We start from the raw sequence: 25,718 nt of genomic DNA on the forward strand, positions 1-25,718 counted from the left end.
TCAACTCGGACCCGAATCGTCGTTCTCAGTAGGGCTGCGGCGAATCTTGGGGTCAGGGCCCCCCGACGGCTTCTCATTCCTCAACGGCGCGGGACTTCAGCCGGGGCCGTACACGAGCGCATACAACGTCTCGTTCGCCTATCATCGCCGCTGGGCGCAAAACGAACTTTACACCGCGTATGGCGATCCGAACTTGCTCTACACGAAACCGGCATTCGTGCTGAAACTGATCCGCTACATCGGCGCCGAGAAGGGCACCTGACCGGCTTAGCGGATCGCGATGCCCGTCGGCGTGTCGAGTTGTGTGTTGGACCCCGCGATGGTCCCTAGCGGCGCGGCATTCCCGGTCACGCCGGCGGAGAATTCGACGAGCGCGTTCTTGCCGGAGCTTGCAACATAGACGTTGCCGCCGCCGTCGACGACGACCTCGCCGGCAGATCCTAACATCGTATTCGAACCTGAAATCGAACGCAACGGCGGAGAGTCGCCGGTGCTGTCGGCGGCGAAGGTCAACACGCTCGAGCTCGTCGTGACGTAGATCTGGCCGAACGAGTCGAGCGTGATGCCGCGCGGATTGACGAGCTTGGTGTCGAGCCCTTCGATGATCCGTATGGGCGTTGCGTCTTTCCTCGAACCCGCCGCGAACTCGACCACGCTGCCGCCGTACGTTCCGCCGCCGTTCGCGATATAGATGTTGCCGGCGGCGTCGAGCCAGAGCCCAGTGGGATTGTCCAAGTGCGTCTTCTTGCCGGAAATGTTGATAGCCGGCTTCGCATCACCGTTCGCGCCCGGCTTGAACACCAGAATGTTGTTCGAAACGCCGTTGGCGACGTAGAGCGCGCCGGTCGCGTCGACGGAAAGTCCCTCGGGTGGGCCGAGGTGCGTTTTACGCCCGGCGATCTCGATGAGCGGTGGGGTGTTCGGCAGCGCTCTCGGATCGTATTTGGAGACGTTGGTGTTGCCGGGCAGCGCATTCGAGCACCAAACCATGCCGGCGTGATCCACGAAGATGAACGATGGACCGAAGATGCCCGTCTTGCTGTTTCCGAAAATGACGTTTTGCGGTGCGATATCGCCGATCGCGGGCGCCGCGTACCACGCGAGCGTTGACGACGCAGTATTCGCCACAAATACGGCGCCCGTCGGCACGAACGGCGACGGCGGGTCCAGCGGCATGGCAGTGCCCGCTCCGCCTCCGCACGCGCTGAGGGCGAGCGCGGCGATGCATGCCGGCACGCAGAGTCCTGCGCGATGCGCGAATGTCTTCATGGTCCCACCCCAAGTCCGGTAGGCGTCGTCACGCCTTGCAATATATTGGCCGGTAAGCTGTTCGCCGAGAACGGCGGCCGGAACACGAGAATCCCGCTGGACGACCCCGATCCGTTGGCGACGAAGAGCCGTCCGACGTTGTCGATCGTCACGGTTTCGGGCGCTGCTAACATCGTGAACGCGCCGACGATCGCATACGCCGGCTGACTCGTCGAAGAGAATGGCGGCGTGAAGGAGTACACCGCGTTGACGTTTCGCGCCGCGACGAATAGATCGCCGTTCGCGTCGAACGCGACGCCGTGCGGACATTGCGAAGCACCGGGAAGCGCAAATGCCAGCGCGGGAACGCTCGATGCGGAGAACGGCGGATCGAAGCGCACTATTTGGTTGGATCCGCACGCCGCGACGAACAAGCTTCCACTCGCGTCGAATGTCATCTGCGCCGGTTGATTGACGCCCCCGATCTGAAAGGCCGGTGCCGTGGCGCCGAGCAGCGGCGGCGGATAGACCGAGATAGTTCCGGCCAGCGCGTCGGCCACGTAGAGCGTACCCGTCGCGTCGATCGCGACTGCATTCACCGACGTGGGATTGGGGCGCTGCGCCGGAATCAAGAAGACGGGTGTGCTCGAACCGGTGATCGGCAAGTCGAAGAACGCCGTGCCGCCGGTTCCGGTAGCGGCGATGAGGGTGAATTCGTTCGCGATCGCGATGCCGCCGACGCAACTGCCTCCTGGTATCGGCGGCGTGACAAAGCCGGGCCCCGTCGCGACGCCCACCGGCGGCGGAAACGCGGCGATCGTGGGCGGCAGTCCGCCCGACGGACAGTTGCCGACGTACAGCGACTGCTGCGACGGCATCGGTGTGGGCACCGCTCCGCTCGGATTCGCGGCCGTGCCGCATCCTTGCGCAGTCACGACGAGCGCGATGGAACACGCGGCAAGCCTCGCGCATCCGGCTATCCGCATCGATCGCTCCTTCATGGTCCCGACGTCGGCTCGGTGCCGTATGTGAATTGCTGTACGCTCGACAACGTGACGTCGGCTTGTCCGTTTGTGCCCGTGATCGGCGGCGAAACAGCGTTGCTTTGCGGATACGCCGCCGCGTATGCCGGATAGTCGAAGCCTGCGGCGTAGATCGAATAACGATCGCCGGTCGCGTTCGGGTTGCCTGTAGCCGCTTGATTATCGGCGGCGGTGCAAATCGTGTGGGTGGTCTGCTGTCCTATGCGCGGCCCGAGATCGGGCGCGAGAGTTAGTTCTTGCAATCCCGGTTGCGTGCTGCGCACGGTGAAAAATGCTTGGCTCGTTCCAAGCGTGGTCTGCGGATAACACTGACCGAAGTCGGCGACGAAGACCCACTCTTCGGAGATTCCCGCCGGCACGTTGACGTCGATCTTCAATCCACCCGGATTGTCCGGGTCGGCGAAAGGTTGTAACGCGATGAGCACGGGCAATGGCGTGAGCGACGTCAACTGCGCGGTCTTCGCGACGACGACGTGCGAGTGCAAGCCGGTCGGGATCTGCAGGGTCAGATCGTAGCTGCCGAGGACGGGCGATGCATCAAACGTGAGAAATCCCGGGCTGAATCCGACAAAACCGGTCGGGTACGTGCCGTTTGTGACCTGAGGCCACGCGGGCGGGCCACCGTAATAGAGCAACGTGTTGAGGCCGTTGCGATCGTGGAGCAGCGGCTGGCTGTACTGAGCGAAGACTTGTGTCGGTCCGATCAGATTATCGGGCGCGATTCCGTAGCCGAATGCCCCGCCCGTGCACCCGAACGTGGCGGCATTGCAGTCGCCGCCCGGCGGCGTGCCGCTGATATAGTTCGCATTGCCGCCGTTGACGGTTTCGCCGACGAAATTGTACGGGCCGGTGATTTTCGGCGTATCGACAAGTGCCCCGCTCAGTCCGTTAGACTGCCGGAACGTCTCGACCACATTGAGGCCGACGATAGGTGCGCCGGAGGTCTGCAGCGTCGCGATGCCGACCGCGAAGTCGAGCGTCGAGTTCGCAGGATTGACGACCGTCGTGGCGGGCTGCACGCCGACTTGGCCCGACGTGCACCCGGCGAGTGCGATAGTCAGGCCGAGCGAGGCGGCGAGAGCGGCGATCGCTTTCATAGCCGTTCCTGAATGTAGACGCGGAACGTCGTGGGCTGCAAGAGCGGCAAGATCACATACGGACTTGTCGGGAATGCGTCAAGAGGGTAGCCGGTCGCAGCGCCGTTGCCGGGCCCGCGCAATCCGGTGGACACTGGGCTCGTGTACAAATGGTTGAACTGCGGCACGCCGTAGAGCTGATTGAACAAGTTGGTCACGGCGACGCCGAACGTGCGCCGCGTGCCGGGCGGCGTGAATTCAAAAGTGACGTTGACGTTGGCCGACGGCTTGGATAAGAAGCCGCCTGCCGCCGACGTCTCGGCATTCACACCACGCGTCGCCGCGATGTGCGGGTTGAACAGTGTTCCAGGATTCTGGGGATCGACATATTGGGGCGCGCCGTTGACGTTGCCGATCGTCCCGTCGGTATTTGGGATGTTGTACGCAACGCCATTCACGTAGAACGCGCCGAGCAGCCCGATGCCGGTGGGATAGCCGTCGTTGACCGAGATCACCGGGTTGATCCGGATGCCCGAACGGTTGCGGTAGTTCAGGGCAAGCGTCGCCTCGAGCGGCGAAAGATTGGGCGAGTGGTAGAGGTTGCCCAGCGCAAGCGACGCGGTCGGAAGATATTGCCCAGGCGGATCGTTGCCGATCTGGTTGATGTACGTCGCCGAAAACTGGCCCGACAACCCGAAATCCGAATCTTGGGTGATGTCGAACTCCAAACCCGTCGCTTTTTGAATCCCGAGATTGGATTCGAACAACGGTCCCAAAGTCTGAGCGCCGGTGAACGGATCGAAGCCGACGATATTTCGCGAATTTTCCACGATGTCGTAACCGCGCCGGTAGAACGGCGTCAGGCGAAGCCCCAGTCCGTGTCCGAAGTCGTGAGAGTACGTGACGTCGTAATTCGAAAAAGTCGCACCATGCAATGGTTGCGCAGGCGGCGAGCTGGTGACGCCAAGGCCCTGCACCGACCGGCTAGGATCGGTATAGAGCACATCGCGAGTGATCCAATACATCTGGTCCGCGTAGTCGCTGCACGGCTGGTTAAAGGTAAGACCGCAATACACCGCCGCTTTGCCCGTGAGATTGTCGAAGGACGGGATTCCTTTGAAGGCCGCAAACGAGTTTCGCTCCACATTGCTGCCGAGAAAACTCGGCAGCGGGATGGAAAGCGTGCGCCCAAACGTGGCGCGAATCGAGTCGCGCGGGCCCATGACGTGCGTGATGCCGATGTGCGGCTCGTACAACCGCTGGTGGCGCACCGCATCGATCGACGGCGGATTGCTCGGATCGTCGGGAACGAGAAAGTTGTAGCCGTCTAGCCGCAGGCCCGTCTGGATTTTCCACAGCGGACTCATCGCGATCGTGTCTTGTGCGAACCAAGCGTAGATCTGCTGGCGCACGGTCGGGCCATATACGGCCGCAGGCAACCGCGGGATGCCGGTGGTGAGACGAGACGCGATATATCCGCAAGGCACGAGAATGCTTTGGGTGCTTGCGGGCACGTGATAGAGGAAGGGGCAGCCATTGGAATTCACGGGCAAGAAATCAAACGCGGCGAGCGGAGAAAACGTCTGGATATGATTGAAGCCGTTGACGTTCACGACCGTGAAGACCTGATAGCCGCCCGCGAACGCATTTGCTTGCGTGACGTCCACCGTGGTGCCGAACGGTTTCGCGAAATCGTATTTCCCCCCGAACTCGATGTAGTGTTTCGAGCCTTCCTGGGCGCTGATCTCTGCCGCAACGCCCGTGCGTGAGCCGCCATTCGCAGGCGTGAAGAGTCCGGTTTGCGGGAGGCTTTCGCGCTGGATGTCGATCGCTCGATAAAAGCGGATCGTGCCGAACGCGTTCGGGCTGAACGTATTCGAATATTCGAATTTGTACGCGGTGAACGGACTGTCAAATGTGTTCGATCCGAGTGCCGGACCCGGCAATCTCGCGCCCGGGAATACCGGGTAGATCGCTTGCGTCTGCAACGGCGTGAGCAGCCCGGGACCCGGATGCCCCACATTGCTGGAGTTCTGCAGGCCGAGCGTGTCGACAAAGGCGAGCTGCTGCGAAACATCCTGGCGCTGGAAGAACATCTGCAACTGCTCTTGTCTACGCGAGCCGAACCGGTACAAAAGATTGTTGACGACGTCGTCTTGCTGCTGGCTCTGCGGGAGGTTCGCGACGGTGGCGTTGGTGGTGGAGAGCAGCGACGCGAGCTTCGTCACATCGCTGCCTCGTGGCCCGAACTGGAAATCTTGACGGACGCCGGTGAATCCGATGTACTCCGACCAGCGGCCGTTCGGCGTGGCTGTTCCGTATTCAAATCCGGCCTGATGGTAGAGCGGATCGCCGAAGTTCTGCCAGTTGCCCCCGAGGAAGTTGGCTTCGAGATCGATCATCCCGAAAGCCGGATACGTCCCTCGCTTGGCGGATAGCGCGATCAGACCGGTTCCGGTGTCGCCGTGTGAAGAGTCGCCGCCTCCGGGAATGAGCTGCAGCGAACCGACCCCGTTCAAGAGATTGAAATTGGCGACGTTGCCGGAGCGGCTTTGCAGCGACGCGTTGGGCAGCGTATAGTCGATGCCTTCGAACTGATAGGCGGTCTGGAAGTCGAACCCGCCGCGGATCTTGATGGTTCCGGAACTGTCTTTCGTGACGCTCGGGAGGCCCGCAAGCAGCGAACTCTCGTCCGTGTTGAACGACTTACCGAGCTGCGTCTGCAGCGCTTTGCTGGTGACGGCGTAGCTGGTCTCGGTCGCATTGGGCTGGTACGCGCTGCTCGCGGATCTCGTCACTCTAACCGTGCTCAGCGTGCGCACGTCGACGGTCAGGCGCTCGTCGATGGTTTTTGTGTCGTCCGGCAGCACCGTGACGCCGGTGACGGTCGCGAGCGCGTAGCCTGTTTTTTCAAACGTGAGCGTGTACGTGTCGGGCGCAAGTCCGACAAGCGCGTAGCCGCCGCGGACATTTGTGATCCCATTGTACGTTCCGCTCGGCGACGTAGCGACGATCTTCACGCCGGCGACCGGCGCGTGCGTGACGCCGTCGGTGACCGTGCCGCTCACTTGTCCGGTGAGCGCGGCGGACGCGAGTTCCGGCCGCAAAATGCCGGCGAGAATGATTGCGATCGCGATGAAGTGGCAAAGCACGCGCACATGCGGGGCGAGGGGCATTATCTAAGGACCTCCCCGTATTTCGTACGTTCCTTTGAGTATAAGCCCCGAATGTTAAGCGTTCCTTATCGCGACATTATCACATCGGACAGGTCCGCTCCAAACGCGCGTGGGCACGGCAATTGTTTCTCTATTAAATCTACTGTATTAGTAGACAATACATCAATTTGGGTACCCTGGCAATCTGCGAAAAGTCCTAAACTTAGATCAGGAAGCGATCACGTCCCCAGGCAGGTTGGATTAGCAGCCATATGGACACGGACATCTTAAAGGCAGGAGTTACACGCCACCGTCCGACCCGACTCCATCCGACGCCGATGCTTAACCTCTCCCCTATGTCGCGATAATCATGCGATAACATTCGCACGCTACGCTAAGTGGGCTACTGGGCGAATCTTGCGAGGATACGCAAGGCTCCGTTTGCGCCACTCACACTTGTTCTAGAGGTGGATATGCCTAATCGCTTTAGGAAGATCCTGAATAAGGTTCTTTCGGCCGGACTTGCCATCGGCATGGTCGGCTCGCTTGCGGCGTGCGGGGGCAACTCGTCGTCCTCGCCGGCCGCGCCGGTGATTCCCGGTACCCAAAAAGCCAATTCGAAGACCGGCGCCAACCCCGACATCAGCGTCGGCGGCGTGTTCGGCGGCGGCAGCTCGCTCATCTCACTCGTCGAGCGCTCACTCATGGATAACTACGGCGTCGGCATCGCTAGCCAGCCGACGGGCCCCGTGAATAACAAGATCCAGATCCTGTACGCATCCATTGGAAGCGGCGGCGGCCTCACCGCATACCTCACCCAAACTCCCTCGAACATAACGCCGGGCAACCCGCCCCCGCCGACGTCGACGCTATTCCCGAACTATCCGTACCCCGTATGGGATTACGCGATGAGCGATGCGCCGTTGAGTTCTACGCAGATCTCCCAATATCAGTCGGACGACCAGACGCAGCGCGGCCCCGCATTGGAAGTGCCTGTGACGTTGGACGGCGTCGCGACGCCGTACAATCCGTCGGGCCTCACCGTTCCATCGGGCGGCCTGCATCTCTCGGTGGAATCGCTTTGCGGCATCTTCACCGGGGGCATCACCAATTGGAACGATTCGCACATCACCTCAGATAACAACGGTATTCAAGTGTCGTCGAATCTGCCGATCCTCGTCGTCTATCGTGCGGATGGCAGCGGCACGACGTTCCTGCTTTCGAACCACACGAACACGGCGTGCGCCAGCACGACGTTCCCGTGGACGATCGGCGTGGGAACGTTGCTCACGTGGCCGGCCGGCTTCGACGGCGAAACCGGAAGCCAGGGCGTTGCCGGCAAGGTCGCGGCCACCGCCGGCGCGATCGGTTACGTTGGTCCTTCATTCCTCGGGCCACCGAACAACATCCCGGCTGCGCTGCTGCAAGACAATTTCTCGCTCAACCATCCCTCACAGAAGCAGTACATCAAGTTGAACACGACATCGATCACGAGAGCGTTGAACGGCGTCTCATTGCCCAGCAACTTCACGCCGACCGATATCCTCAACGACACGATCGTGCCGGATTCGCCCGCAAACGGAGCATGGCCGATCGCCGGATTCTCGTACGCCGACTTCTACGGATGCTACGGCGTGAAGAAGACGGTGACCGCGCTTAAGGGCTACGTGCAATGGATGGATTCGACGACACTGCCGAAGGGCCAATCCATCGCCGACAAAGCGATCATCGCGGGCGGCTTGGTATACTTGCCGAACGCGCTGAAGACCAAAGTCAGTGCCGCCATGGCAGGCGTGAAGCTCGGTCCGGTCTCCGGAGTCTGCACGCTGTAAATAACCCGTCCGTCGGATGCGAGCGGCACGCGAGCGCCGCTCGCACGACGACACAAGTGGGTCCCGCGCAGTGACGTTCGTTCACGAGGGGGCGGCGGCATAGCGCGGGGTCCTCTCCCAAAGCAGAGCTCGGCGTGACATCGCGCCGGAAAGCGCTAAAGCCATGACGGCTCCCGTTCGCGTTGCCATCGTCGAACCGCAAGCGCTGTATAAGGAAGGCCTCACTCACGTCTTCCGCCGGTCGGCGGAGATAGAAGTGAAGGCGGATGTCCGCGAGGCGGCCGTCGATGTGGCGCTCGTCGGTACGGCCGTGCTCGAACTCCGCTCCGCCGAAGCGCTCGTCAGTATCCGCGCCGAGAACCCGCGCATGCGAATCTGCGCGCTCGTCATGCCGGGGAACGAACGATCGTTCGAAATCGCGCGCGTCTTGTGCTCGGATGGATTTGCGAGCGTACATGCGACGCCAGCCGAGGTCATAACGTCGGTCATATCGGTGGCGCGCGGCGAGCGAGGTGTTGGAGAGCGCTTGGCTCAATCGAGCGATCGCCGCCAACACTCAGACAGGACCGGCGCCCGAACCGATCTGTCTAAACGCGAATCCGAAGTGATCAGGCTGATCGTCGACGGAATGTCGAACAAAGAGATCTCATCCGCGCTCGTGCTGAGCGAAAAGACCGTCAAGAATCACGTGAGCAGAATATTTTCAAAACTGCATGTGACCGCGCGGACTCAGGCCGCAGTGGTCGCGTTGCGGCAAGGAATGGCCGACTGATCGAACCGGCCTCAGGCACTGTAGAGCGATGTCGGCTTAGACGCCTCGAAATCCGCAAACCACGGGCGCATCCGCAACGCGACGTTCACCAGCGCGAGTAGGACGGGGACTTCGACGAGCGGTCCGATGACAGACGCGAATGCCTCGCCCGAATCTATGCCGAAGACCGAGACGCAAACGGCTATCGCGAGTTCGAAGTTGTTGCTCGCTGCGGTCAATGCGAGCGACGTTGTGCGCCCGTATGACGCACCGGCGCGCCGGCCCATCGCAAACGAGACGCCGAACATCACGGCGAAGTAGATGACGAGCGGAACGCCGACCAAGAGCACATCAACGGGGTGCGCGACGATCCTCGCACCTTGCAGCGCGAACATCGCGACGATCGTGAAGAGCAGCGCGACGAGGGTCAGCGGCGCGATCGTCGGAACAAAACGCTCGTCGTAGCGCGCGGCGCCGAGCTTCGGGCGAAGGAACGCACGAGTCAAAGCGCCGGCAGCAGCCGGAATTCCAAGGTAGATCAGGACGCTGACGGCGACAGTCTCGATCGAAAGCGGAACGGCGAGACTCGGCAGACCAACGAGCGGCGGAAGCACCGTCACAAAAAGATAGGCGTACGCGGCGTATCCAAACACTTGGAAGACCGAATTGAGCGCTACGAGCGCCGCTGTGTACTCGCGGTCCGCTTGGGCCAGTTCGCTCCACACGACGACCATCGCGATGCAGCGCGCGAGTCCGACCATAACGAGACCGGCGAACAGGTCCGGACGTCCGTGCAGAAATGCGGCGGCGAGTCCGAACATTAGGATCGGCGCAATGATCCAATTCTGAATCAACGACAGCCCCAGCAGCCGTGTGTCGCGCAGCGCCGCCGGTAGCGCTTCGTAGCGCACGCGCGCGAACGGCGGATACATCATGACGATGAGCCCGACGGGAACGAGGGCCGCGGGGAGCCGGACACCCAGCGTGCCTAGACCGACGCCCAGCAGCATCGCGAGGACGATCCAAAGCGTAAGGAACCGATCGAGGAACGAAAGGTCGGCGAGGAGCGGGCGGCTATTGGTTGAAACGAGCGCGTCCCTCAAATCCATTCAAGCCTTTGTGCTTTCGTTGGACCGCAGCTCTTCGATCAACCGCTCGACACGGCGCTCGATGTCGTCGCGGATGCGGCGGACTGCGGCGATGTCCTTGCCTGCCGGGTCCTCGACCTCCCAATCCTCGTAGCGCTTGCCCGGATAGATCGGACATGCGTCGCCACAACCCATCGTGATGACGACGTCGGCAGCGCGAACGACATCGTCGGTCATCGGTTTTGGGAATTCTTTGCCGATGTCGATGCCGATCTCGCTCAGCGCCTCGACGACGACGGCGTTGATGCTTCCCGCGGGCGCGCTGCCCGCAGAGCGTACGTGAACGAGGCCACCTGCCCGCGCGTCGAGGAGCGCTGCGGCCATTTGGCTGCGGCCCGCGTTATGCACGCACACGAACAACACTTCGGGCATGATGTTCGGCAATTTCCCTTCGTTATGCGCGGCTGCACGCAACCGCTCGCGAGCGAATCGATACGCGAAAATCGGAATATAATCGTCTACGTGCGAACCTACGAGCGATTGGGCGCTCTCCGCGAGGCAGAGCCGCACAGTCTCGGGTGAGAAGATGCCGTCGAATTCATCGTGCAACTTGCCGGCCGACGTCAACGTGAGGGCAAGAACCTTGCTTCCGATCTCATCGCTCACGCCGGCACCTACTACACTGCGCAGCATTCATCGGCATGAGGATCGGCGCCGGAGCAGCACGTCGCGCCGCCTTCGTTTCGCGTCTCGGTGTCCTCGAGGACGGTGTACACTTCCCAGCGCCGGCCGTCCGGGTCTGCTGCCCACACCTTGGTCTGCTTGGCGTAGCAGCACGTCTCTTCGCGTTCGATGTCCACCGGCACGCCGGCGGCCTGCAAGCGCGCGATGGCCGCATCGACCGCTTCAACCGATTCGACGACGACGCCGAAATGGGCGGAGCGTCCAGGCTTTGCGGCTAAGTCTCGATCGAGCGCAAGCTCCAAACCGGGATCTTCAGTGATGAACAGCGCGTAGTCATCGAGAGATTTCGCCGGTTCGGCATCAAGCAGCGTGCGGTAAAAGGCGACGCTTTTCGCGAGATCTCTCGTGGCAAGATTCAGGTGGGTTTTCATGCGGCGACGGCTTTCTCTGAGAACAGCGCATTGACGGCTTTACGCAGTCGGCCAATGACGCCGGGAGCAAGGCGATAGTAGACCCACGTTCCTTTGCGCTGGCCACGGACGAGATCCGCGTCGCGCAGCCAACGAAGATGATGGGAAACGGTGGGCTGCTCCAACGGGAGTCCCGCTGTGAAGTCGCAGACGCAGACTTCGTCCTTGGCCCGCGCTAGCGTGGCCAGAATCGCCAATCGATGGGGATCGCCCAGCGCCTTGAAAAGCTGGGCATGTTCGCCGAAGTCGAGGTCGACGATCGTCGTCGCGGGGCAACATCGTTGTATTGACATACGTCGATATTAGCGATTGCATCGGGATTTGTCAATATAGCGCCGGCGTTTATTTCAGGTTCGGAGGAAAAGTTGACGGACGGACCATCGCGACTTGATCAGGATATCTGGGTGTTGGAGAAAGATGTCCGCTTTGCCGGCATCCCGTTGCCGCACACGATGACGATCATCCGGCTGCCGACGAATGGACTGTTCGTTCACTCACCCACCATTCTCGATTCGGCAACAGCAGAGGCGCTGGCATCGCTGGGCGCTGTCGACTCGATCGTCTGGCCCAGTTGGTGGCACGACCTCTACCTTCGCGACTACGCGGCAGCCTATCCGCGCGCGAGGTTGTTTGGAGCGCCGGTGCTGGTCGAATGGAATCGATCGCTTTCATCCCTTCGCGCTTTGGACGCGCGCGTTCCGCTCTGGGCGCCGTGTCTCGATCAGCTCTATGTCGATCGCATGCGGCTCTTTCTCGACGAGTTCGTGTTCTTCCATCGGCCAAGCCGTTCTTTGATCGTCGCAGACTTAGCATTCAATCTAGATGAAAGCAGGGGATGGTTTACAAAGTGGTCGTTCGGCGCCATCGGAGCGTACCCCGGATGCAATATCCCATGGTTCTACCGCTTGGCGCCGGCGGATCGCACGTATCTACGCGACAAGATCGAGCGCATTTTGGATTGGGACTTTGATCGGCTTGTCGTTGGTCACGGAAGCGTCGTGCCGACTCGAGGAAAGGACGCCTTGAGAAACGCCTATCGTTGGCTTTTGCGACCTTGAGCATCCTCGGCCTTCGCAAAATGGAATCGCCGCCGGGCCCGCCAAGGGCGGCGCGATGACCACGTGGATAATTCTCTTCGTTGCGGCGGTATTCGGCGGCGTGTTGAATTCCGTCGCGGGCGGGGGAAGTTTTCTCACGTTTCCGGCGCTGTTGTTCGTCGGCGTTCCTCCCATCAACGCGAATACCACGAGCACGGCGGCGCTGCTGCCCGGTGTTTTTGCGAGCATCACCGGCTATCGCGAGGATTTTCCGAAGGCGACGATGTTCGTGGTTTGGCTTTCTGTCGCCAGTCTGATCGGCGGTTTTGCGGGCGCGCTGCTGTTGCTTGGGACGCCCCAGGAAGCGTTTAAGCGACTTATTCCCTACCTGCTCGGCGTCGCAACGCTGACGTTCATGCTCAGCAAACGTCTTTCGGAGTGGATGGGCCGCGGCGAACACCAAATCGCGGCTCCGTCACCTCGCGCGCTGGCCGGCATCTCCGCCGCGCAGTTGGTCATCTCCGTATACGGCGGATATTTCGGCGGCGGCATCGGCATTTTGATGCTTGCGACGCTCGGACTCATGGGCATGCGCAATATCCATGCGATGAACGCCGTGAAGACGGTGCTCGCGGCGATCATCAACACGGCGTCGTTCGTCACCTTCGTCTTCGCGCGCAACATCGTATGGCCGTATGCGGCGGTGATGATCGTCGGATCCACCATCGGCGGATATTTCGGCGCGCGCTACGTCCGGCGCTTCGATCAGTCTCTGGTCCGCGGATTCATCACCGTCGTTGGGATCGTGATGACCGTGTACTTCTTCGTGCGTCAGGGATTCTAATCAATTATTTGTAGGGGCCGACTTTTATGGTCGGCTGTACTAGGGCAAGCATCGCTTGCCCATTGGGTGAGTGGTTCACACGATCAAAGGACGCCTTGAATGGCGAGACTCGAAAGAGCGACGAGCGCCCACACAGCGGCGCCTAGCACGAGCGGCGAATAACCGACCGTTCGCAATTTGTCGAAGTCCGATCCGAACCCGACTCCGGCGAACGCGACGATCATGATGTAGCGTCCGGTCGTCGCAAGCCCGCCGAGAATGGCAGCGGGCAAGACGCCGATGGACGCCGCCGCCGCAGCGGCGACGAAAAGCACGATGAACCACGGCATCGTCGCGACGAAATCGAAACGGCCGCGCGCTCCGGCGCTGCGTTGCGAAACGTACAATGCTGCCCCTGCCGCGATCGGCAGTATAGCAAGCGTTCGCGCGAGTTTCACGATCGTCGCGATTTGGCCGGCCGCCGGAGCATACGCGTATCCGGCAGCGAGCACCGACGATGTGTCATTGATCGCCGTGCCCGCCCAGGTGCCGAATGTCGCATCGCTGAGATGAAGCGCATGTCCGATGGCGGGGAACAAGAAGACCGCCACTATATTGTAGAGGAAGATCGTGGCGGTCGCGAACGCGACCTCGCCGGCCTCGGCGCCGATCACCGGCGCAAGCGCGGCGATGGCCGACGCCCCGCAGACCGAAGTGCCGGCCGCAACGAGCAGACGCATGTTGAAACCGACCCGCATCAACCGCCCAAGCACGAGTCCGCCGGCCAATCCGGCGACGAGTGTGCCCACGAGCACCCATGCACTCGACCGGCCGTCTTGCCACAACACCGCGAGATCGATCCCGAATCCGAGCAGCACGATGCCGGCTTGCAACAGATGTTTCGACGCAAATCTTGTTCCAGGTTCCAACGCCCCGCTCGCGCCGATGAGTCGGCGCGCCACGATGCCGGCCGCGATCGCGAAAATCGGAGCGCCTACCACAGGCCACTTGAAGCCTAAGAACACCGCGACGAGCGCCAGCGCAACTGCGAACAAGATGCCCGGCGCCAAAGTGCGTAGCGTCGTCATGTACGGATATCGTTCGGCCGTAGGCGCGGCGTCGACCTTGCATCGGGCCTGCTACATCCGTAGCAGCCATTTCGAGGGGCCGGAGCGCCCGGCGGCAAAGCACTCGCGAGCTTTTCACAGAGCGACCCGTTCGCTTTGGCGCGGAGCATCGCGCCGCGTTTCCGTGCCAATTTTCGTAGACCATCAACCGCCTACTAGTCCTTCGGGAGGGTGCACGCGTGTCCGATACCGCTCACGTCCATGACGAGCCGGAGACTCCGGCCGAGATCAGCCGCCGAACGTTCATGACGCAAGTGACCGTGATCGCCGGCACCATCGTGGGCCTCGGGGTGGCGATTCCGGTTCTCGGCGGGCTTGTGCCGTCCAAAGATATTCTCGATGCCGGCAAGCCGAAGTGGTATCCGCTCAACGCAGACGAATTCGAACAATTCGAAAAAGCGGCGGCCGATCCCATGAAAATAACGTTTCCTAAGACCACAGTGGACGGCTATCTCATGAGCGAGTCCAACGACTACGTCTGGGGCGTGAAGATGACGCCCGACCAGGAAGCACAATTCAAAGCTGACCGGCCGGATCTTTTCCAAGTCCCGCACGGCGACGTGAAATACGAAGTGCCGGTCACGTACGAGAATATCGGCATCGCGTTGTTCAGTCCGATTTGCCCGCATCTCGGCTGCCGGTTCAATTGGAATAAAGACGAGCAGCAGTTCCTCTGTCCCTGTCACGGTTCGACGTACACGAAATTCGGCAAGCATATGGCCGGTCCGGCCAACCGCGGTTTGGACCCATTGCCGTTCCAAGACAAATCGGGAATCGCGCAGGTCACGTGGATCAACTTTGAACAGACGACCGCCGACCGCTTGATCGTCTCGTACACGTAGGGAGGAGAAAAATGCTCAACTGGATCGAGGAACGCACCGGCGGCATCTCCGCCCTGAAGAATTTTCTCACGGAAGACGTTCCAGGCGGCGCGAGTTACTGGTACGTCTTCGGCAGTGCCACGCTGATCGCGCTGGTCATTCAGATCGTCACCGGCATCTTTCTTACGTTCTACTACGCGCCATCATCGGCCACGGCGTGGGAGTCCACGAAATTCATCTACGATCACGTATCGGGGGGCGCATTCCTTCTCAGCATGCATTTCTGGGGCGCGTCGGCCATGATCGCGTTGATGACGATGCATTTGCTGCAAGTGATGATCTGGGGCGCCTACAAGAAGCCGCGCGAGATCATGTGGGTCATCGGCGTCATCTTGTTCCTGCTCACGCTCGTGCTCGGGCTAACGGGATATCTGCTCCCCTGGGATCTCAATGCGTATTCGGCATCTGCCGTTTCCATCAAGATCGCCGGCGACATCCCCATCGTCGGCCCGGCCCAAGCCAATTTTCTGCAAGACGGTTTGCAAATGGGGACGCTGACCATCAACAGATTCTTCGGCATCCACGTGTGGCTGATTCCGATCATGCTGCTCGGCCTCGTCGGGCTCCATCTCGCGGTGTTCCGCCACAACGGTGCAGCCGGTCCGCCGGCCGACGAGACGCCGCGCAAGTTCGGCCGTTTCTTCCCCGACCAGATCTTCATGGATACCGTCGCCTCGCTGGTCACGTTCCTCGTCATCGTCTCGCTCGCGGTGTGGATGCCTGCGCCGCTCCTCGCCAAAGCCGACCCGACGAACTCGGCGTTCGTGCCGTCGCCGGCATGGTATTTCTTCCCGCTCTTCGGTTTGCTCAACTTGCTGCCAGGCAACATGTTCTCGGTCGGCAGCTTTGCCGTATCGGGTGAGCTCATCGGCACCGCGATCGTCCCTGCAGTCTTCGTCGCGATTCTCATGTTCTTGCCGTGGATCGACCGCAATCGAAAGCGCGCGCTGAATCAGCGGCCTTATTTCATTGGTCTCACCTTGTTGTCGGTGGTCGCCGTCTTTGGCTTGGGTTGGTATGGAGCGTCTTCGGTGCAGGCTCACATCGCCGCGAGCGGTGGCGCGGGTCAGACGCCGGTGCGAGGCTACGGCGCTGCACCAGCCGGCGCCCAAGAAGCTGCGGCGGCCGGCGGCGGGACCGCTTCGAATCCGGTAGCGCTAGGCCAGGCGGTCTATTCGCAGAACTGCACGTCGTGCCACAGCGCCAACGGCAGCGGCGTGCCGAACCTCGCACCCCCTCTGGACGGAAATCCCTTCGTCACCGGCGATGCCGCAAAAGTCATCGCTGTCTTGGACAACGGCTTGCACGGCCAAGCGGTGATGGGCAAGTCGTATTCCACGCAGATGCCGGCGTGGAAAGGGCAGCTCACGCCTTCACAAGTCGCGAACGTCATCTCATACATTCGCGGATCGTGGAGCAATCACGCGGGCGCCGTCACCGAAGCGCAGGTCAAAGCCGCAAAGTAGGGGCTCCGTGGGGCCTGCGATTCCGTACGAGGGTGAGCATCGCTCACCCAAAATGGCTAGCGATGCTTGCCCTATTACAGTGTCAATCGAAGGCGCACGGACCGAAACCTTCGAACAAGAGACGCGCGCGGGAGTCCGTATGAGCGGACTGAGAGGGCGGCTGCGGCCGCCGACCGTTAGAACCTGCTCTGGATAACTCCAGCGAAGGGAGCTCGGATGAGCCTCACCATTCACCCAAAATCAAAAGCGACGAGCCATAAGGTATACATCGACGGGCCCGCCGGCATGCGCGTTCCGGCGCGACAAATTCATTTGACTGACGGCACGTCGTTTCAGGCGTACGACACGAGCGGTCAACATTCCGATCCCGGCATGCAGATCGACGTGCGCGACGGTTTAGAGCCGCTCCGCGCCGGCTGGATCCGTGCTCGTGGAGACGTCGAAGAACTGGCGCAAGCCACATCCGAGTATCGCCGCGAACGCGAAGCGAAGTCCGAGCTCGATGCCATCCGCTTTGCGGGCGGACGCAAACCGTTACGAGCGAAGTCTGGACGCACGGTCACTCAGATGCACTACGCCCGGCGCGGCGAGATCACGCAGGAAATGGAGTACATCGCCATTCGCGAGGGCGTGACGCCGGAATTCGTTCGCGATGAAGTCGCGCGCGGTCGCGCCATCATTCCCGCCAACATCAACCATCCAGAAGCCGAGCCGATGATCATCGGCCGCAACTTCCTCGTGAAGATCAACGCCAATATCGGCAATTCGGCGGTGAGTTCGTCCATCGAAGAAGAAGTGGAGAAGATGACGTGGGCCACGCGATGGGGCGCGGACACCGTCATGGATCTTTCGACCGGCAAGAACATCCACGAAACGCGTGAATGGATTCTGCGCAACTCTCCCGTGCCGATCGGTACCGTGCCTATCTACCAAGCCGTTGAGAAGATCAACGGCAAAGTGGAGAATCTTACCTGGGAGATCTATCGCGACACACTGATCGAGCAGGCCGAACAGGGAGTGGACTACTTCACGATCCACGCAGGCGTGCTGCTGCGCTACGTGCCGCTCACGGCGAAACGCGTGACCGGCATCGTCTCGCGCGGCGGGTCGATCATGGCGCAATGGTGCCTCATGCACCATCAAGAGAACTTCTTGTACACGCACTTCGAAGAGATATGCGAGATCATGAAGGCGTACGACGTCTCATTCTCGCTCGGCGATGGGCTGCGGCCGGGTTGCACCGCCGACGCAAACGACGAAGCGCAGTTCGGCGAATTGGACGCGCTAGGCGAGCTGACCAAGATCGCGTGGAAACACGATGTGCAGACCATGATCGAGGGTCCGGGCCACGTGCAGATGCACCTCATCAAAGAGAACATGGACCGTCAGCTGGCCGTGTGCCAGGAGGCGCCGTTCTACACGCTCGGGCCGCTCGTCACCGACATCGCGCCCGGCTACGATCACATCACGAGCGCGATCGGCGCGGCGATGATCGGCTGGTACGGCACCGCGATGCTCTGTTACGTGACGCCCAAAGAACACCTCGGCCTGCCCAACAAGAAGGACGTCAAAGACGGCGTGATTGCGTACAAGATCGCGGCCCACGCGGCCGACCTCGCGAAGGGTCATCCGCACGCGCACGAGCGCGACGATGTCTTATCGAAGGCGCGGTTCGAATTTCGTTGGGAAGATCAGTTCGCGTTGTCGCTCGATCCGCAGACGGCGCGCGATTTCCACGACGAGACGCTCCCGGCCGAGGGAGCGAAGGTCGCGCATTTCTGCTCCATGTGCGGTCCACACTTCTGTTCGATGCGCATCACGCAAGACGTGCGCGACTACGCAGCCGCGCTGGAGATAGAAGAAGGCCTCAAAGCAAAAGCCGAGGAGTTCCGCGAGAGCGGCGGGGAGATCTACGTCAAGACGTAGCTCCGCTCGGCTCTGTGAGACCTTTGTGACTCTGTGGGGCCGACCTTCATGGTCGGCCAGGAAGAACATAATGGGCAAGCGATGCTTGCCCTCCTACAATTAGAAGGCCACGCCGAGAAGAAACCTCGGCCCCACATTCGTTGCTCTGCTACTCGCCGACCTCGCGATAGGCGACCAGCGCCGGGAATAGCGGGATGAGGTGCTTTTGCGCCCATCCGAGATATTCGATGCCGCCGCCGCCCGTGCCGGCTGTGGGTTCGGCCTCGCCGCGCTTGGCTGCGTAAGCGTTCACTTGCCGCATGCGCTCGCGCGTGACCCGGAGATGCACCGACAAGAAGCTGTCATGCGACGGGTCGTGCAGCGCTTCGTCCGCGCGCGCGATGTGGCGCAGGATGTCTGACAAGTGCGAACGATGCGCGCGTTTGCGCAGCAATTGCGCACCCGCGCGGGCGGTCTGCAGATCATCGCGCCGGTGATTTTCCTTGGCGACCGCGGCGGTCATGTCGGCGCGAAAACGACCGACGGCTTCGGCGTGCTGTTTCTCGCGTTCGGCGAGATCGGCGGCGCCCGTCTCTTTGCGCCGGCTGAGGAGTATGCGCTCCAGGATGTTCGCGGCGCGATCGACATCGGCGGGCGCGATCTTCTCGACCGTTGCGCCGGGCTGGCCGGCAAGCGACCCGATGCGGTGCAACACTGCGTGGGCAAGATCGTCCACTTTTGCTGCGAGCGCGTAAGGCGAATCAGCCGGCGGCGTGGCGACGACCGCATCGTTGCGAAGGATCAACGGATCGACCACCGCCGCCGTGCCATCGTATTTGTCTCCGTAGTTCGCGCGATACGTGTCGGATGGGAAGAGCCGCACTGACAGCAGATTGGACTTGCCGAGCGCGCGCTGAATGAGCCGGAACTGTGCTGATTGGAATCCGCTTCCAGGCACGAGATTGTCGCGGAAGCGATAAAATTCAATGCTGCTAAAGGTCTCGTCGGCGTCGCGCGGATCGCCGAGGTAGCGCATGATCGACGGCAGGAGTTCACGGCACGAAAAGCTCGCGCGGGCCGCGGCGGTGAGCGCCGGGCGCCAGAACGGCTCGTCCTCGCTGCAGTGCCGTAGGATTGAGTCAGCATCGCCGTTGGATAACAACTTCTCGAGCGTGCGCGCGATGACCGCGAAATCGAACGCGAGCATCTTGAAGGTCAACTCGTGCAGCTGGTGAGTGATGATGAAGACGCGTTCGTCGGGAACCGCGGAGCTCGGACGCTGGCTTGCGAGGAGGCTATCCAGGCCAAGATATTTATGGTAGTCGAGCATTCGCCGGCCGTCCGGCATCGCCGGATTGACGTCTAGGTCGCCGGTGAACCGGCTGCGCGCGGGATCGGAGCGCACCTCTTCGTCGACGGAAAAAGTCCACCAGCTCGCGTCGTCGTGTCGTTCTGCCATCAGGCTCTATTTGCGGGGGTAAGCGCACTGAACCTCTGACGTTTTGGCGGGGCGAACGCATACCGTCGTCTAACTTACCTCGTTCTGATGATCAACGGCACAATCGTCGACACCTTAGCTCGTCCGCTGCGCGACCTGCGCATTTCGGTCACCGACCGCTGTAATTTCCGCTGCACCTACTGCATGCCCAAGTCCGTCTTCGGTCGCGACTTCCGCTTTCTGCCGGCTTCGCAACTGCTCACGTTCGAGGAGATCGCGCGCCTTGCGCGGATACTTGTCGACCGCGGCGTGGAAAAGATCCGGCTCACCGGGGGCGAGCCGCTGCTACGGCGAGATATCGACAAACTCGTGGCCATGCTGGCTGACATCGATGGCGTTCGCGACCTCACGCTGACGACGAACGCATCGCTGCTCGCGGATAAAGCCACCGCATTGCGCGCCGCCGGGCTTCATCGCGTCACCGTCAGCCTCGACTCGTTGGACGACGCGACATTTCGGGCGATGAACGACGTCGAGTTTCCGGTTGCGCGCGTACTCGACGGTATCGACGCGGCTCTGGCCGCCGGCTTCCGTCCGATCAAGATCAACATGGTCGTCAAGCGCGGCGTGAACGAAGCCGACGTGCTGCCGATGGCCCGGCGCTTTCGAGGCCCCGACTACATCATGCGCTTCATCGAATATATGGATGTCGGTTCGACCAACGGGTGGCGGTTGGAAGATGTCGTCTCGGCTTCGGAGATCATCGGCATCATCGGGCGTGAAATGCCGCTCGATGCCGCGGAACCGAACTACCGCGGCGAAGTCGCGGGCAGGTACAGGTATCTCGACGGCGGAGGCGAGATCGGCGTCATCGCATCGGTGACGCAGCCGTTTTGCCACGATTGCACGCGCGCACGATTGGCCTCTGAAGGTCTGCTCTATACGTGCCTGTTCGCGACGCGCGGGCACGATTTCCGGGCATTGCTGCGTGGGGGGGCTTCGGATGCCGAAATCGCTGCGTTCACGGATTCGCTTTGGTCGGCGCGGTCCGACCGTTACTCCGAGGAGCGCGGCGAGAACACCGATGCTTTACCCAAAGTCGAGATGTCACACATCGGAGGCTGACCATCGGGAACATCGACGAAGCAGCCATCAAAGAAAAGGTTCGGGCGCAATTCGGCGCTGCCGCACAAAGCTATGTGACTAGCGAATCGCACAGCAAGGGCGATGACCTGCAACGGCTACTCCAACTCGCCGCGCCCACGGGCACCGAGCGGATGCTCGACGTGGCCACCGGCGGCGGGCACACCGCCCTTGCCTTCGCCCCGTTCGTCGCTTCTGTGACCGCGGTCGACCTGACGCCTCGCATGTTAGAAGCGGCGTCGGCCTATGCAGCCGAGCGCGGCGCGACGAACATCACGTTCGCCCTTGCCGACGCCGAACAATTGCCCTACGCTGCTGCGACGTTTGAGCTCGTGACTGCGCGGATCGCACCGCACCATTTCGCAGATCCGCGGGCATTCGTCCGAGAGGTCGCGCGCGTGCTGGTTCCCGGCGGGCTCTTCTTGCTCGACGACAACATGGCGCCCGAAGACGACGAGCTGGATGCGTTCATGAACCGGTTCGAGAAATGGCGCGATCCAAGCCACGTCCGCGCGTGGAAAATGTCTGAGTGGCGTGCTTGGATTGAGGCCGAAGGCATTCGCTTCGTCGCCGAAGACGCGCTTCAATTAAAGCCTTACGCGTTCGTGGAGTGGACGGAGCGGATGCACATGCCGGACTCTGAGCGCGGCGCGCTCGAGCAATGGTTGCTTGCCGCACCGGAGCGCTCCCGCGACTACTTCCGGCTCGAAACGGACCATGGCTGCGTTCTCAAGCTTAGCGGAGCCTTCGCAATTCTAGCCGGGAGGAAAATATGAGCGGTCTTTCCGCCCGGGATTGTGTGCCGTGCGAGGGCGGCGTGCCGCCGATGACCGCGACGGAAATCGAAAAACTGTTGCCTGAAATCGGCGGGTGGGAAGCCTCGGGTGGCCATCACCTCGTCAAGACGTACGCGTTCAAGAATTTTGCCGAGGCGTTGGCGTTCGTCGACCGCGTGGGCGCGATGGCCGAAGAACAGTGGCATCATCCCGACGTGCACCTTGCGTGGGGCAAAGTCACGGTGGAGCTATGGACGCATAAGATCGACGGCCTCACCGAAAGCGACTTCGTCTTCGCCGCCAAGTGCGACGCATTGCGTGACGGCGGATAACCCTTGATAAGACGGTGGCTGATCAGGTTCACCGACGTCCCCGCGATCCGGCGCAACGCGCTTGATGTGGTCATTTGGTGGGAGAAGCGGCGTATCGCTTACAATCTGGTCGTCGGTTTGGCGGGCGTCGCGAGCTTGACGATCGCGGTGATTTTCTTGACTCTCCCCCCACGAGTCTTCGTGTCGAGCTATTGGGACTACCCAATACCCGATGGTTTCTTCGCAATCTTCGCGGTGATACTGTTTGCGATTGCGGCGAACGTGTGCTACACGCTCGGCTGGATCGCCGAGCTTGGTTTGCGAAAGTTAGCGCCGGACCGTGCTCGAAGGCTTTCCACGCTTGCGATCAAAGCCGGATTCGTCTTTTCCGTGATCATAATTTTCGGATACGCAGGATTGTGCGGCGCCCATTGGGTGTTTCGCGTCGTGGCGACCGGCGGTTTCTCGCATCACCCGGTGAGTCGCTCGGAGATCGTCGGAACGTACGGTCTCAACTCAGGCGACGACGAGCTGGAACTACGGGCGAACGGATCGTACGTGAGCACATCAACGGAGCCGGATGGCCGGCGGATCGCACAGAGCGGCGACTGGACATATCACGATTTCGAGGACGGCTCAAGCAAGGTCGAGCTTTCAAATTTCTCTCCTCCGGCCGGGGCGGACGGGAATGAATTGACCGTCGAGAACGCCGGACAATCCAAACATCTTGTGTTCTATAATCCAGACAAAGGCTCGATCTTCTATCGTAACTAGCAGTAAGCGGTAGTGTCCTGGAGTTCGCTCAACCGTTGTCCCGGATATAGTCTCACAGATTTCTCACGGCGACGCGAAGCTTCTGATTCCGATTTGACGTTTCTCAGTCAGGACGCCAGGGCATGATATCTATAATACCCGCGTCATCGACTGATGAATTTAGGAGAGCAAGAAATGTACAATGGGAAAATCGCGGTTGCCGCAGCCGCTATCGGGCTGGCAGCGCTGATCGGGCAAACCGCGCCCGCCGCGGCCGTGCCGGTCACTTCGAACATGGTGTATGTGAGCCGCTACGTGGAGCGCGCGGCGGACGCACTGCAGAACGACAAGTCCGACTACGGCGGCCACCGAGCCGCAGCGATCACCGACATCAACAACGCCCGGACGGATATCGCCAACGCGATTGCTTACGACAGCAATCACGGGAACTACGCGAATCGCGTGGCCGTCAACTCAGCCGACGAAGCGACGTTTGAACGCTCGCAAGTCAACAGCGACAAAAACTTGACGCGAGTGCAGAACTATCTCGAGCGAGCGATCAATATGCTTAGCCGCGACGGCAACGTCTACGGCGGCTACCGCCTCAAGGCCATCAGCGACCTACAGGCTGCCCGCAATCAGCTTGGGACCGCGCTCACGTCGGTGAACCCGAACCAGAGCAGCGATAGCAATGTTCGCTACAGCCGTGCATACATCGAACATGGCATCGATATGCTGCAGCACGATACCACCAACTACGCCGGGCACCGGGCCGCAGCAGTCAGCGCGATGCAAAGAGCCGACAACGACCTGCTCCTCGCCCTGCGTGCGGATCGCGCTGACGAGTCCGTGCCGTCAATACAAGACCTGCCGCAGCCGTCCGGTTGGCAGCGCGGCCAAAAGCAGAGCAACCAAAACATCGTCTACGCGCGGACGTATGTCGACCACGCGATTTCCATGCTGAAGCAAGACAACCACGACTACGGCGGCTACCGAGCGCAAGCAGTCGCGCAGCTCAATGAAGCACGCGTGCAGTTGCAAGAGGCGGCGCAGTCCAGATAACGACGAAAAAACGGGCAAGCGATGCTTGCCCTCCTACAATACGAACGGGGCAAGCGATGCTTGCCCTAATACAAAAGAGGCGAGCCCGCTCTGGGCCCGCCTCTTCTTCATCCAGGTCCGGTCGGTGCCACACGCTATCCCGTGGCTGCGACCCGAACCGCATGCCGCAATTCGGTAAGATGATCGGCGTAGCGCTTGTACACCACCCCTGCCACCGAACCTGCGATGACCATCGAGACTAGGATCAAAGCCGGCCATCTCATCGCGGTCACCCTCCCTGGTGAAGCACCGGCGCGCAGTGCGCCGATAGCTTATTGACCGCCGTTCAGGCCCGTTTGTTACACCCTCGGGCCGATGATCTCCGTGCCGCCCATATATGACTGGAGCACCGCCGGCACCCGCACCGAACCGTCCGCCTGTTGATAGTTCTCGAGAACGGCGACCAGCGTCCGCCCGAGCGCCAGGCCCGATCCGTTCAGCGTATGGACGAACTCCGGGCGCGCTTTCGGCGCGGACCGATATCGTATGGCGGCTCGCCGCGCTTGGAAGTCGCCGCAGTTGCTGCACGATGAGATCTCGCGATAAGCATTCTGGCCGGGCAGCCAGACCTCCAGATCGAAGGTCTTTTGCGATGCAAATCCGGTATCGCCGGCGCACAGCAGTACGACCCGGTACGGCAGCTCGAGTGCTTGCAGCAAGCTCTCGGCCTGGCCGACGATCTGTTCGTGGAGCGAAGCGCTTTGATCGGGTGCGCACAACCCGACCATTTCAACCTTTTCGAACTGGTGTTGCCGGACCAAGCCGCGGGTGTCTTTGCCGGCAGCCCCTGCTTCAGAGCGAAAACACAGAGTGCAGGCGGTATAGCGGACGGGCAGATCGCCGCCATCGAGGATCTCTCCGCGATGCATGTTCACGAGTTGAACTTCAGACGTAGGCGATAGGAACAGCTCGCCGCCCTCCACGGCGAACATCGCATCGGCAAATTTCGACAGATGTCCGGTGGCCTGCACCGTTTCCCGGTTGACGAGTACGGGCGGCGAGATCTCAGTGAATCCCGCGGTCCGGTTTTGTTCGAGGAAGAAATTGGCAAGCGCGCGATTTAGACGCGCGCCATCGCCCGCGAGCACTGTGAACCGGCTGCGCGCCAGCGAAACACCGCGCTCGAAATCGAGAATGCGCAGACGCTCGCCGATGTCCCAATGGTGCTTCGGTTCGAAGTCAAAACGAGTGGGCTCTAGCACGCGCCGCACCACGACATTGGCGGATTCGTCGCGTCCGTCGGGCACGTCGTCGGCGAGCAGATTCGGGATACCGGTGAGCAGAAGATTCAGCTGTTCGTCGAGCTCGGCGGTACCGGTCTCCAGGGCCTTGATCGCGTCCCCAACCGAAGCCGATTCCGCCCGCAGTGCGGCGACCGCGTCGGTGCCGCCGGCTTTTGCTTTTGCGAATTCAGCCGACAGACGATTCCGATCGGCCTTGGCGCTGTCGAGCGCAGTGACGGCCGCGCGATAGCGCGCGTCGAGCGCGAGAAAATCGTCCACGATGCCGTCATCAAGCGAACGGCGTCGCAGGCCGAGACGGACACGTGCGGGATCATCGCGGATCAACCGGCGGTCGAGCATCCGCCTTGAATTACAGGGCCGCCGACG

Annotated in this window: 25 protein-coding genes and 1 riboswitch; of the genes, 13 read left to right on the top strand and 12 right to left on the bottom strand. The window is 61.3% G+C overall.

Translation table 11 applies throughout. The annotated features are described in order from the left end of the window. A partial coding sequence (locus tag VII69_05760; protein ID HEY5094595.1) for a hypothetical protein occupies positions 1-262 on the top strand: 262 nt, incomplete at its 5' end. 5 nt (positions 263-267) lie between these two features. Here VII69_05760 and VII69_05765 read toward each other — a convergent pair. Genes VII69_05765 through VII69_05780 form a run of 4 tightly spaced genes read right to left on the bottom strand, consistent with a single transcriptional unit; the run spans position 268 to position 6,543 of the window. Beyond that, positions 268-1,269 (bottom strand): hypothetical protein, encoded by a 1,002-nt coding sequence (locus VII69_05765; protein HEY5094596.1) that lies wholly within the window; start codon positions 1,267-1,269, stop codon positions 268-270. Then, the gene (locus VII69_05770; protein ID HEY5094597.1) at positions 1,266-2,249 is read right to left on the bottom strand and encodes a hypothetical protein; all 984 of its coding nucleotides are present in this window, start codon (positions 2,247-2,249) and stop codon (positions 1,266-1,268) included. The genes VII69_05765 and VII69_05770 overlap by 4 nt, the downstream gene beginning before the upstream one ends. Then, a complete protein-coding gene (locus VII69_05775) occupies positions 2,246-3,388 on the bottom strand; it encodes a hypothetical protein (protein ID HEY5094598.1) in 1,143 nt (380 codons plus the stop codon). The genes VII69_05770 and VII69_05775 overlap by 4 nt, the downstream gene beginning before the upstream one ends. Continuing rightward, positions 3,385-6,543, bottom strand: coding sequence for a TonB-dependent receptor (locus VII69_05780; protein ID HEY5094599.1), 3,159 nt, complete (start codon positions 6,541-6,543; stop codon positions 3,385-3,387). The genes VII69_05775 and VII69_05780 overlap by 4 nt, the downstream gene beginning before the upstream one ends. A 452-nt stretch (positions 6,544-6,995) precedes the next feature. On the opposite strand from VII69_05780, the gene VII69_05785 reads away from it, so the two are divergent. After that, positions 6,996-8,354, top strand: a complete 1,359-nt coding sequence (locus tag VII69_05785; GenBank protein HEY5094600.1) for a substrate-binding domain-containing protein — start codon at positions 6,996-6,998, stop codon at positions 8,352-8,354. Between the two features lie 163 nt (positions 8,355-8,517). Then, a complete protein-coding gene (locus VII69_05790; GenBank protein ID HEY5094601.1) occupies positions 8,518-9,126 on the top strand; it encodes a response regulator transcription factor in 609 nt (202 codons plus the stop codon). Positions 9,127-9,137: 11 nt separating this feature from the next. Here the strand turns inward: VII69_05790 and arsB are convergent, their stop codons facing one another. The 4 genes from arsB to VII69_05810 are packed head-to-tail and all read right to left on the bottom strand — an operon-like array spanning position 9,138 to position 11,640. After that, positions 9,138-10,214 carry an ACR3 family arsenite efflux transporter gene (arsB, locus tag VII69_05795; protein HEY5094602.1) on the bottom strand — a complete coding sequence of 359 codons (1,077 nt, stop codon included), beginning with the start codon at positions 10,212-10,214 and terminating at the stop codon, positions 9,138-9,140. After that, positions 10,215-10,859, bottom strand: coding sequence for an arsenate reductase ArsC (locus VII69_05800; protein ID HEY5094603.1), 645 nt, complete (start codon positions 10,857-10,859; stop codon positions 10,215-10,217). Between the two features lie 11 nt (positions 10,860-10,870). Continuing rightward, positions 10,871-11,308 carry an ArsI/CadI family heavy metal resistance metalloenzyme gene (locus VII69_05805; GenBank protein ID HEY5094604.1) on the bottom strand — a complete coding sequence of 146 codons (438 nt, stop codon included), beginning with the start codon at positions 11,306-11,308 and terminating at the stop codon, positions 10,871-10,873. Beyond that, complete coding sequence (locus VII69_05810; protein ID HEY5094605.1) at positions 11,305-11,640, bottom strand: metalloregulator ArsR/SmtB family transcription factor; 336 nt, start codon at positions 11,638-11,640, stop codon at positions 11,305-11,307. Before VII69_05810 ends, VII69_05805 begins: the two co-directional genes overlap by 4 nt. A gap of 72 nt (positions 11,641-11,712) precedes the next feature. Between VII69_05810 and VII69_05815 the strand changes: the two genes are divergently transcribed. Then, on the top strand, positions 11,713-12,405 hold the full coding sequence (locus VII69_05815; protein ID HEY5094606.1) for a DUF4336 domain-containing protein: 693 nt from the start codon (positions 11,713-11,715) through the stop codon (positions 12,403-12,405). A 55-nt stretch (positions 12,406-12,460) separates the two neighbouring features. Continuing rightward, positions 12,461-13,228: a sulfite exporter TauE/SafE family protein gene (locus tag VII69_05820; GenBank protein HEY5094607.1), complete on the top strand. Its 768-nt coding sequence runs from the start codon at positions 12,461-12,463 to the stop codon at positions 13,226-13,228. Positions 13,229-13,311: 83 nt separating this feature from the next. Here VII69_05820 and VII69_05825 read toward each other — a convergent pair whose 3' ends face one another. Next, positions 13,312-14,295: a putative sulfate exporter family transporter gene (locus VII69_05825; protein ID HEY5094608.1), complete on the bottom strand. Its 984-nt coding sequence runs from the start codon at positions 14,293-14,295 to the stop codon at positions 13,312-13,314. Between the two features lie 218 nt (positions 14,296-14,513). Here VII69_05825 and VII69_05830 point away from each other — a divergent pair, with 218 nt between their 5' ends. The 3 genes from VII69_05830 to thiC all read left to right on the top strand — a co-directional run bounded on the left by VII69_05830 (position 14,514) and on the right by thiC (position 18,607). Continuing rightward, entirely contained in the window at positions 14,514-15,176 is a 663-nt protein-coding gene (locus VII69_05830; GenBank protein ID HEY5094609.1) for a ubiquinol-cytochrome c reductase iron-sulfur subunit, read from the top strand. Positions 15,177-15,187: 11 nt separating this feature from the next. Further along, a complete protein-coding gene (locus VII69_05835) occupies positions 15,188-16,681 on the top strand; it encodes a cytochrome b N-terminal domain-containing protein (protein HEY5094610.1) in 1,494 nt (497 codons plus the stop codon). A 117-nt stretch (positions 16,682-16,798) separates the two neighbouring features. Then, positions 16,799-16,908: riboswitch (TPP riboswitch) on the top strand. Further along, positions 16,898-18,607 (top strand): phosphomethylpyrimidine synthase ThiC, encoded by a 1,710-nt coding sequence (thiC, locus tag VII69_05840; GenBank protein HEY5094611.1) that lies wholly within the window; start codon positions 16,898-16,900, stop codon positions 18,605-18,607. It overlaps the preceding riboswitch by 11 nt. 148 nt (positions 18,608-18,755) lie before the next feature. Here the strand turns inward: thiC and VII69_05845 are convergent, their stop codons facing one another. Further along, positions 18,756-20,045, bottom strand: coding sequence for a hypothetical protein (locus VII69_05845; GenBank protein ID HEY5094612.1), 1,290 nt, complete (start codon positions 20,043-20,045; stop codon positions 18,756-18,758). 87 nt (positions 20,046-20,132) lie between these two features. On the opposite strand from VII69_05845, the gene moaA reads away from it, so the two are divergent. The 5 genes from moaA to VII69_05870 all read left to right on the top strand — a co-directional run bounded on the left by moaA (position 20,133) and on the right by VII69_05870 (position 24,069). Further along, positions 20,133-21,149: a GTP 3',8-cyclase MoaA gene (gene moaA / locus VII69_05850; protein ID HEY5094613.1), complete on the top strand. Its 1,017-nt coding sequence runs from the start codon at positions 20,133-20,135 to the stop codon at positions 21,147-21,149. Between the two features lie 74 nt (positions 21,150-21,223). Further along, positions 21,224-21,943: a class I SAM-dependent methyltransferase gene (locus tag VII69_05855; protein HEY5094614.1), complete on the top strand. Its 720-nt coding sequence runs from the start codon at positions 21,224-21,226 to the stop codon at positions 21,941-21,943. After that, entirely contained in the window at positions 21,940-22,275 is a 336-nt protein-coding gene (locus VII69_05860; protein ID HEY5094615.1) for a 4a-hydroxytetrahydrobiopterin dehydratase, read from the top strand. Before VII69_05855 ends, VII69_05860 begins: the two co-directional genes overlap by 4 nt. Positions 22,276-22,278: 3 nt before the next feature. Next, on the top strand, positions 22,279-23,028 hold the full coding sequence (locus VII69_05865) for a hypothetical protein (GenBank protein ID HEY5094616.1): 750 nt from the start codon (positions 22,279-22,281) through the stop codon (positions 23,026-23,028). A 174-nt stretch (positions 23,029-23,202) separates the two neighbouring features. Then, positions 23,203-24,069 (top strand): hypothetical protein, encoded by an 867-nt coding sequence (locus VII69_05870; protein ID HEY5094617.1) that lies wholly within the window; start codon positions 23,203-23,205, stop codon positions 24,067-24,069. Positions 24,070-24,203: 134 nt separating this feature from the next. On the opposite strand, the gene VII69_05875 is transcribed toward VII69_05870, so the two are convergent. Both VII69_05875 and serS read right to left on the bottom strand, forming a co-directional pair. Continuing rightward, positions 24,204-24,332: a hypothetical protein gene (locus tag VII69_05875; GenBank protein ID HEY5094618.1), complete on the bottom strand. Its 129-nt coding sequence runs from the start codon at positions 24,330-24,332 to the stop codon at positions 24,204-24,206. Between the two features lie 75 nt (positions 24,333-24,407). Next, on the bottom strand, positions 24,408-25,691 hold the full coding sequence (serS, locus tag VII69_05880; GenBank protein HEY5094619.1) for a serine--tRNA ligase: 1,284 nt from the start codon (positions 25,689-25,691) through the stop codon (positions 24,408-24,410). Between the last annotated feature and the right edge of the window lie 27 nt (positions 25,692-25,718).

The organism is Candidatus Eremiobacteraceae bacterium, assembly GCA_036511855.1.
Lineage (GTDB): Bacteria > Vulcanimicrobiota > Vulcanimicrobiia > Eremiobacterales > Eremiobacteraceae > JABCYQ01.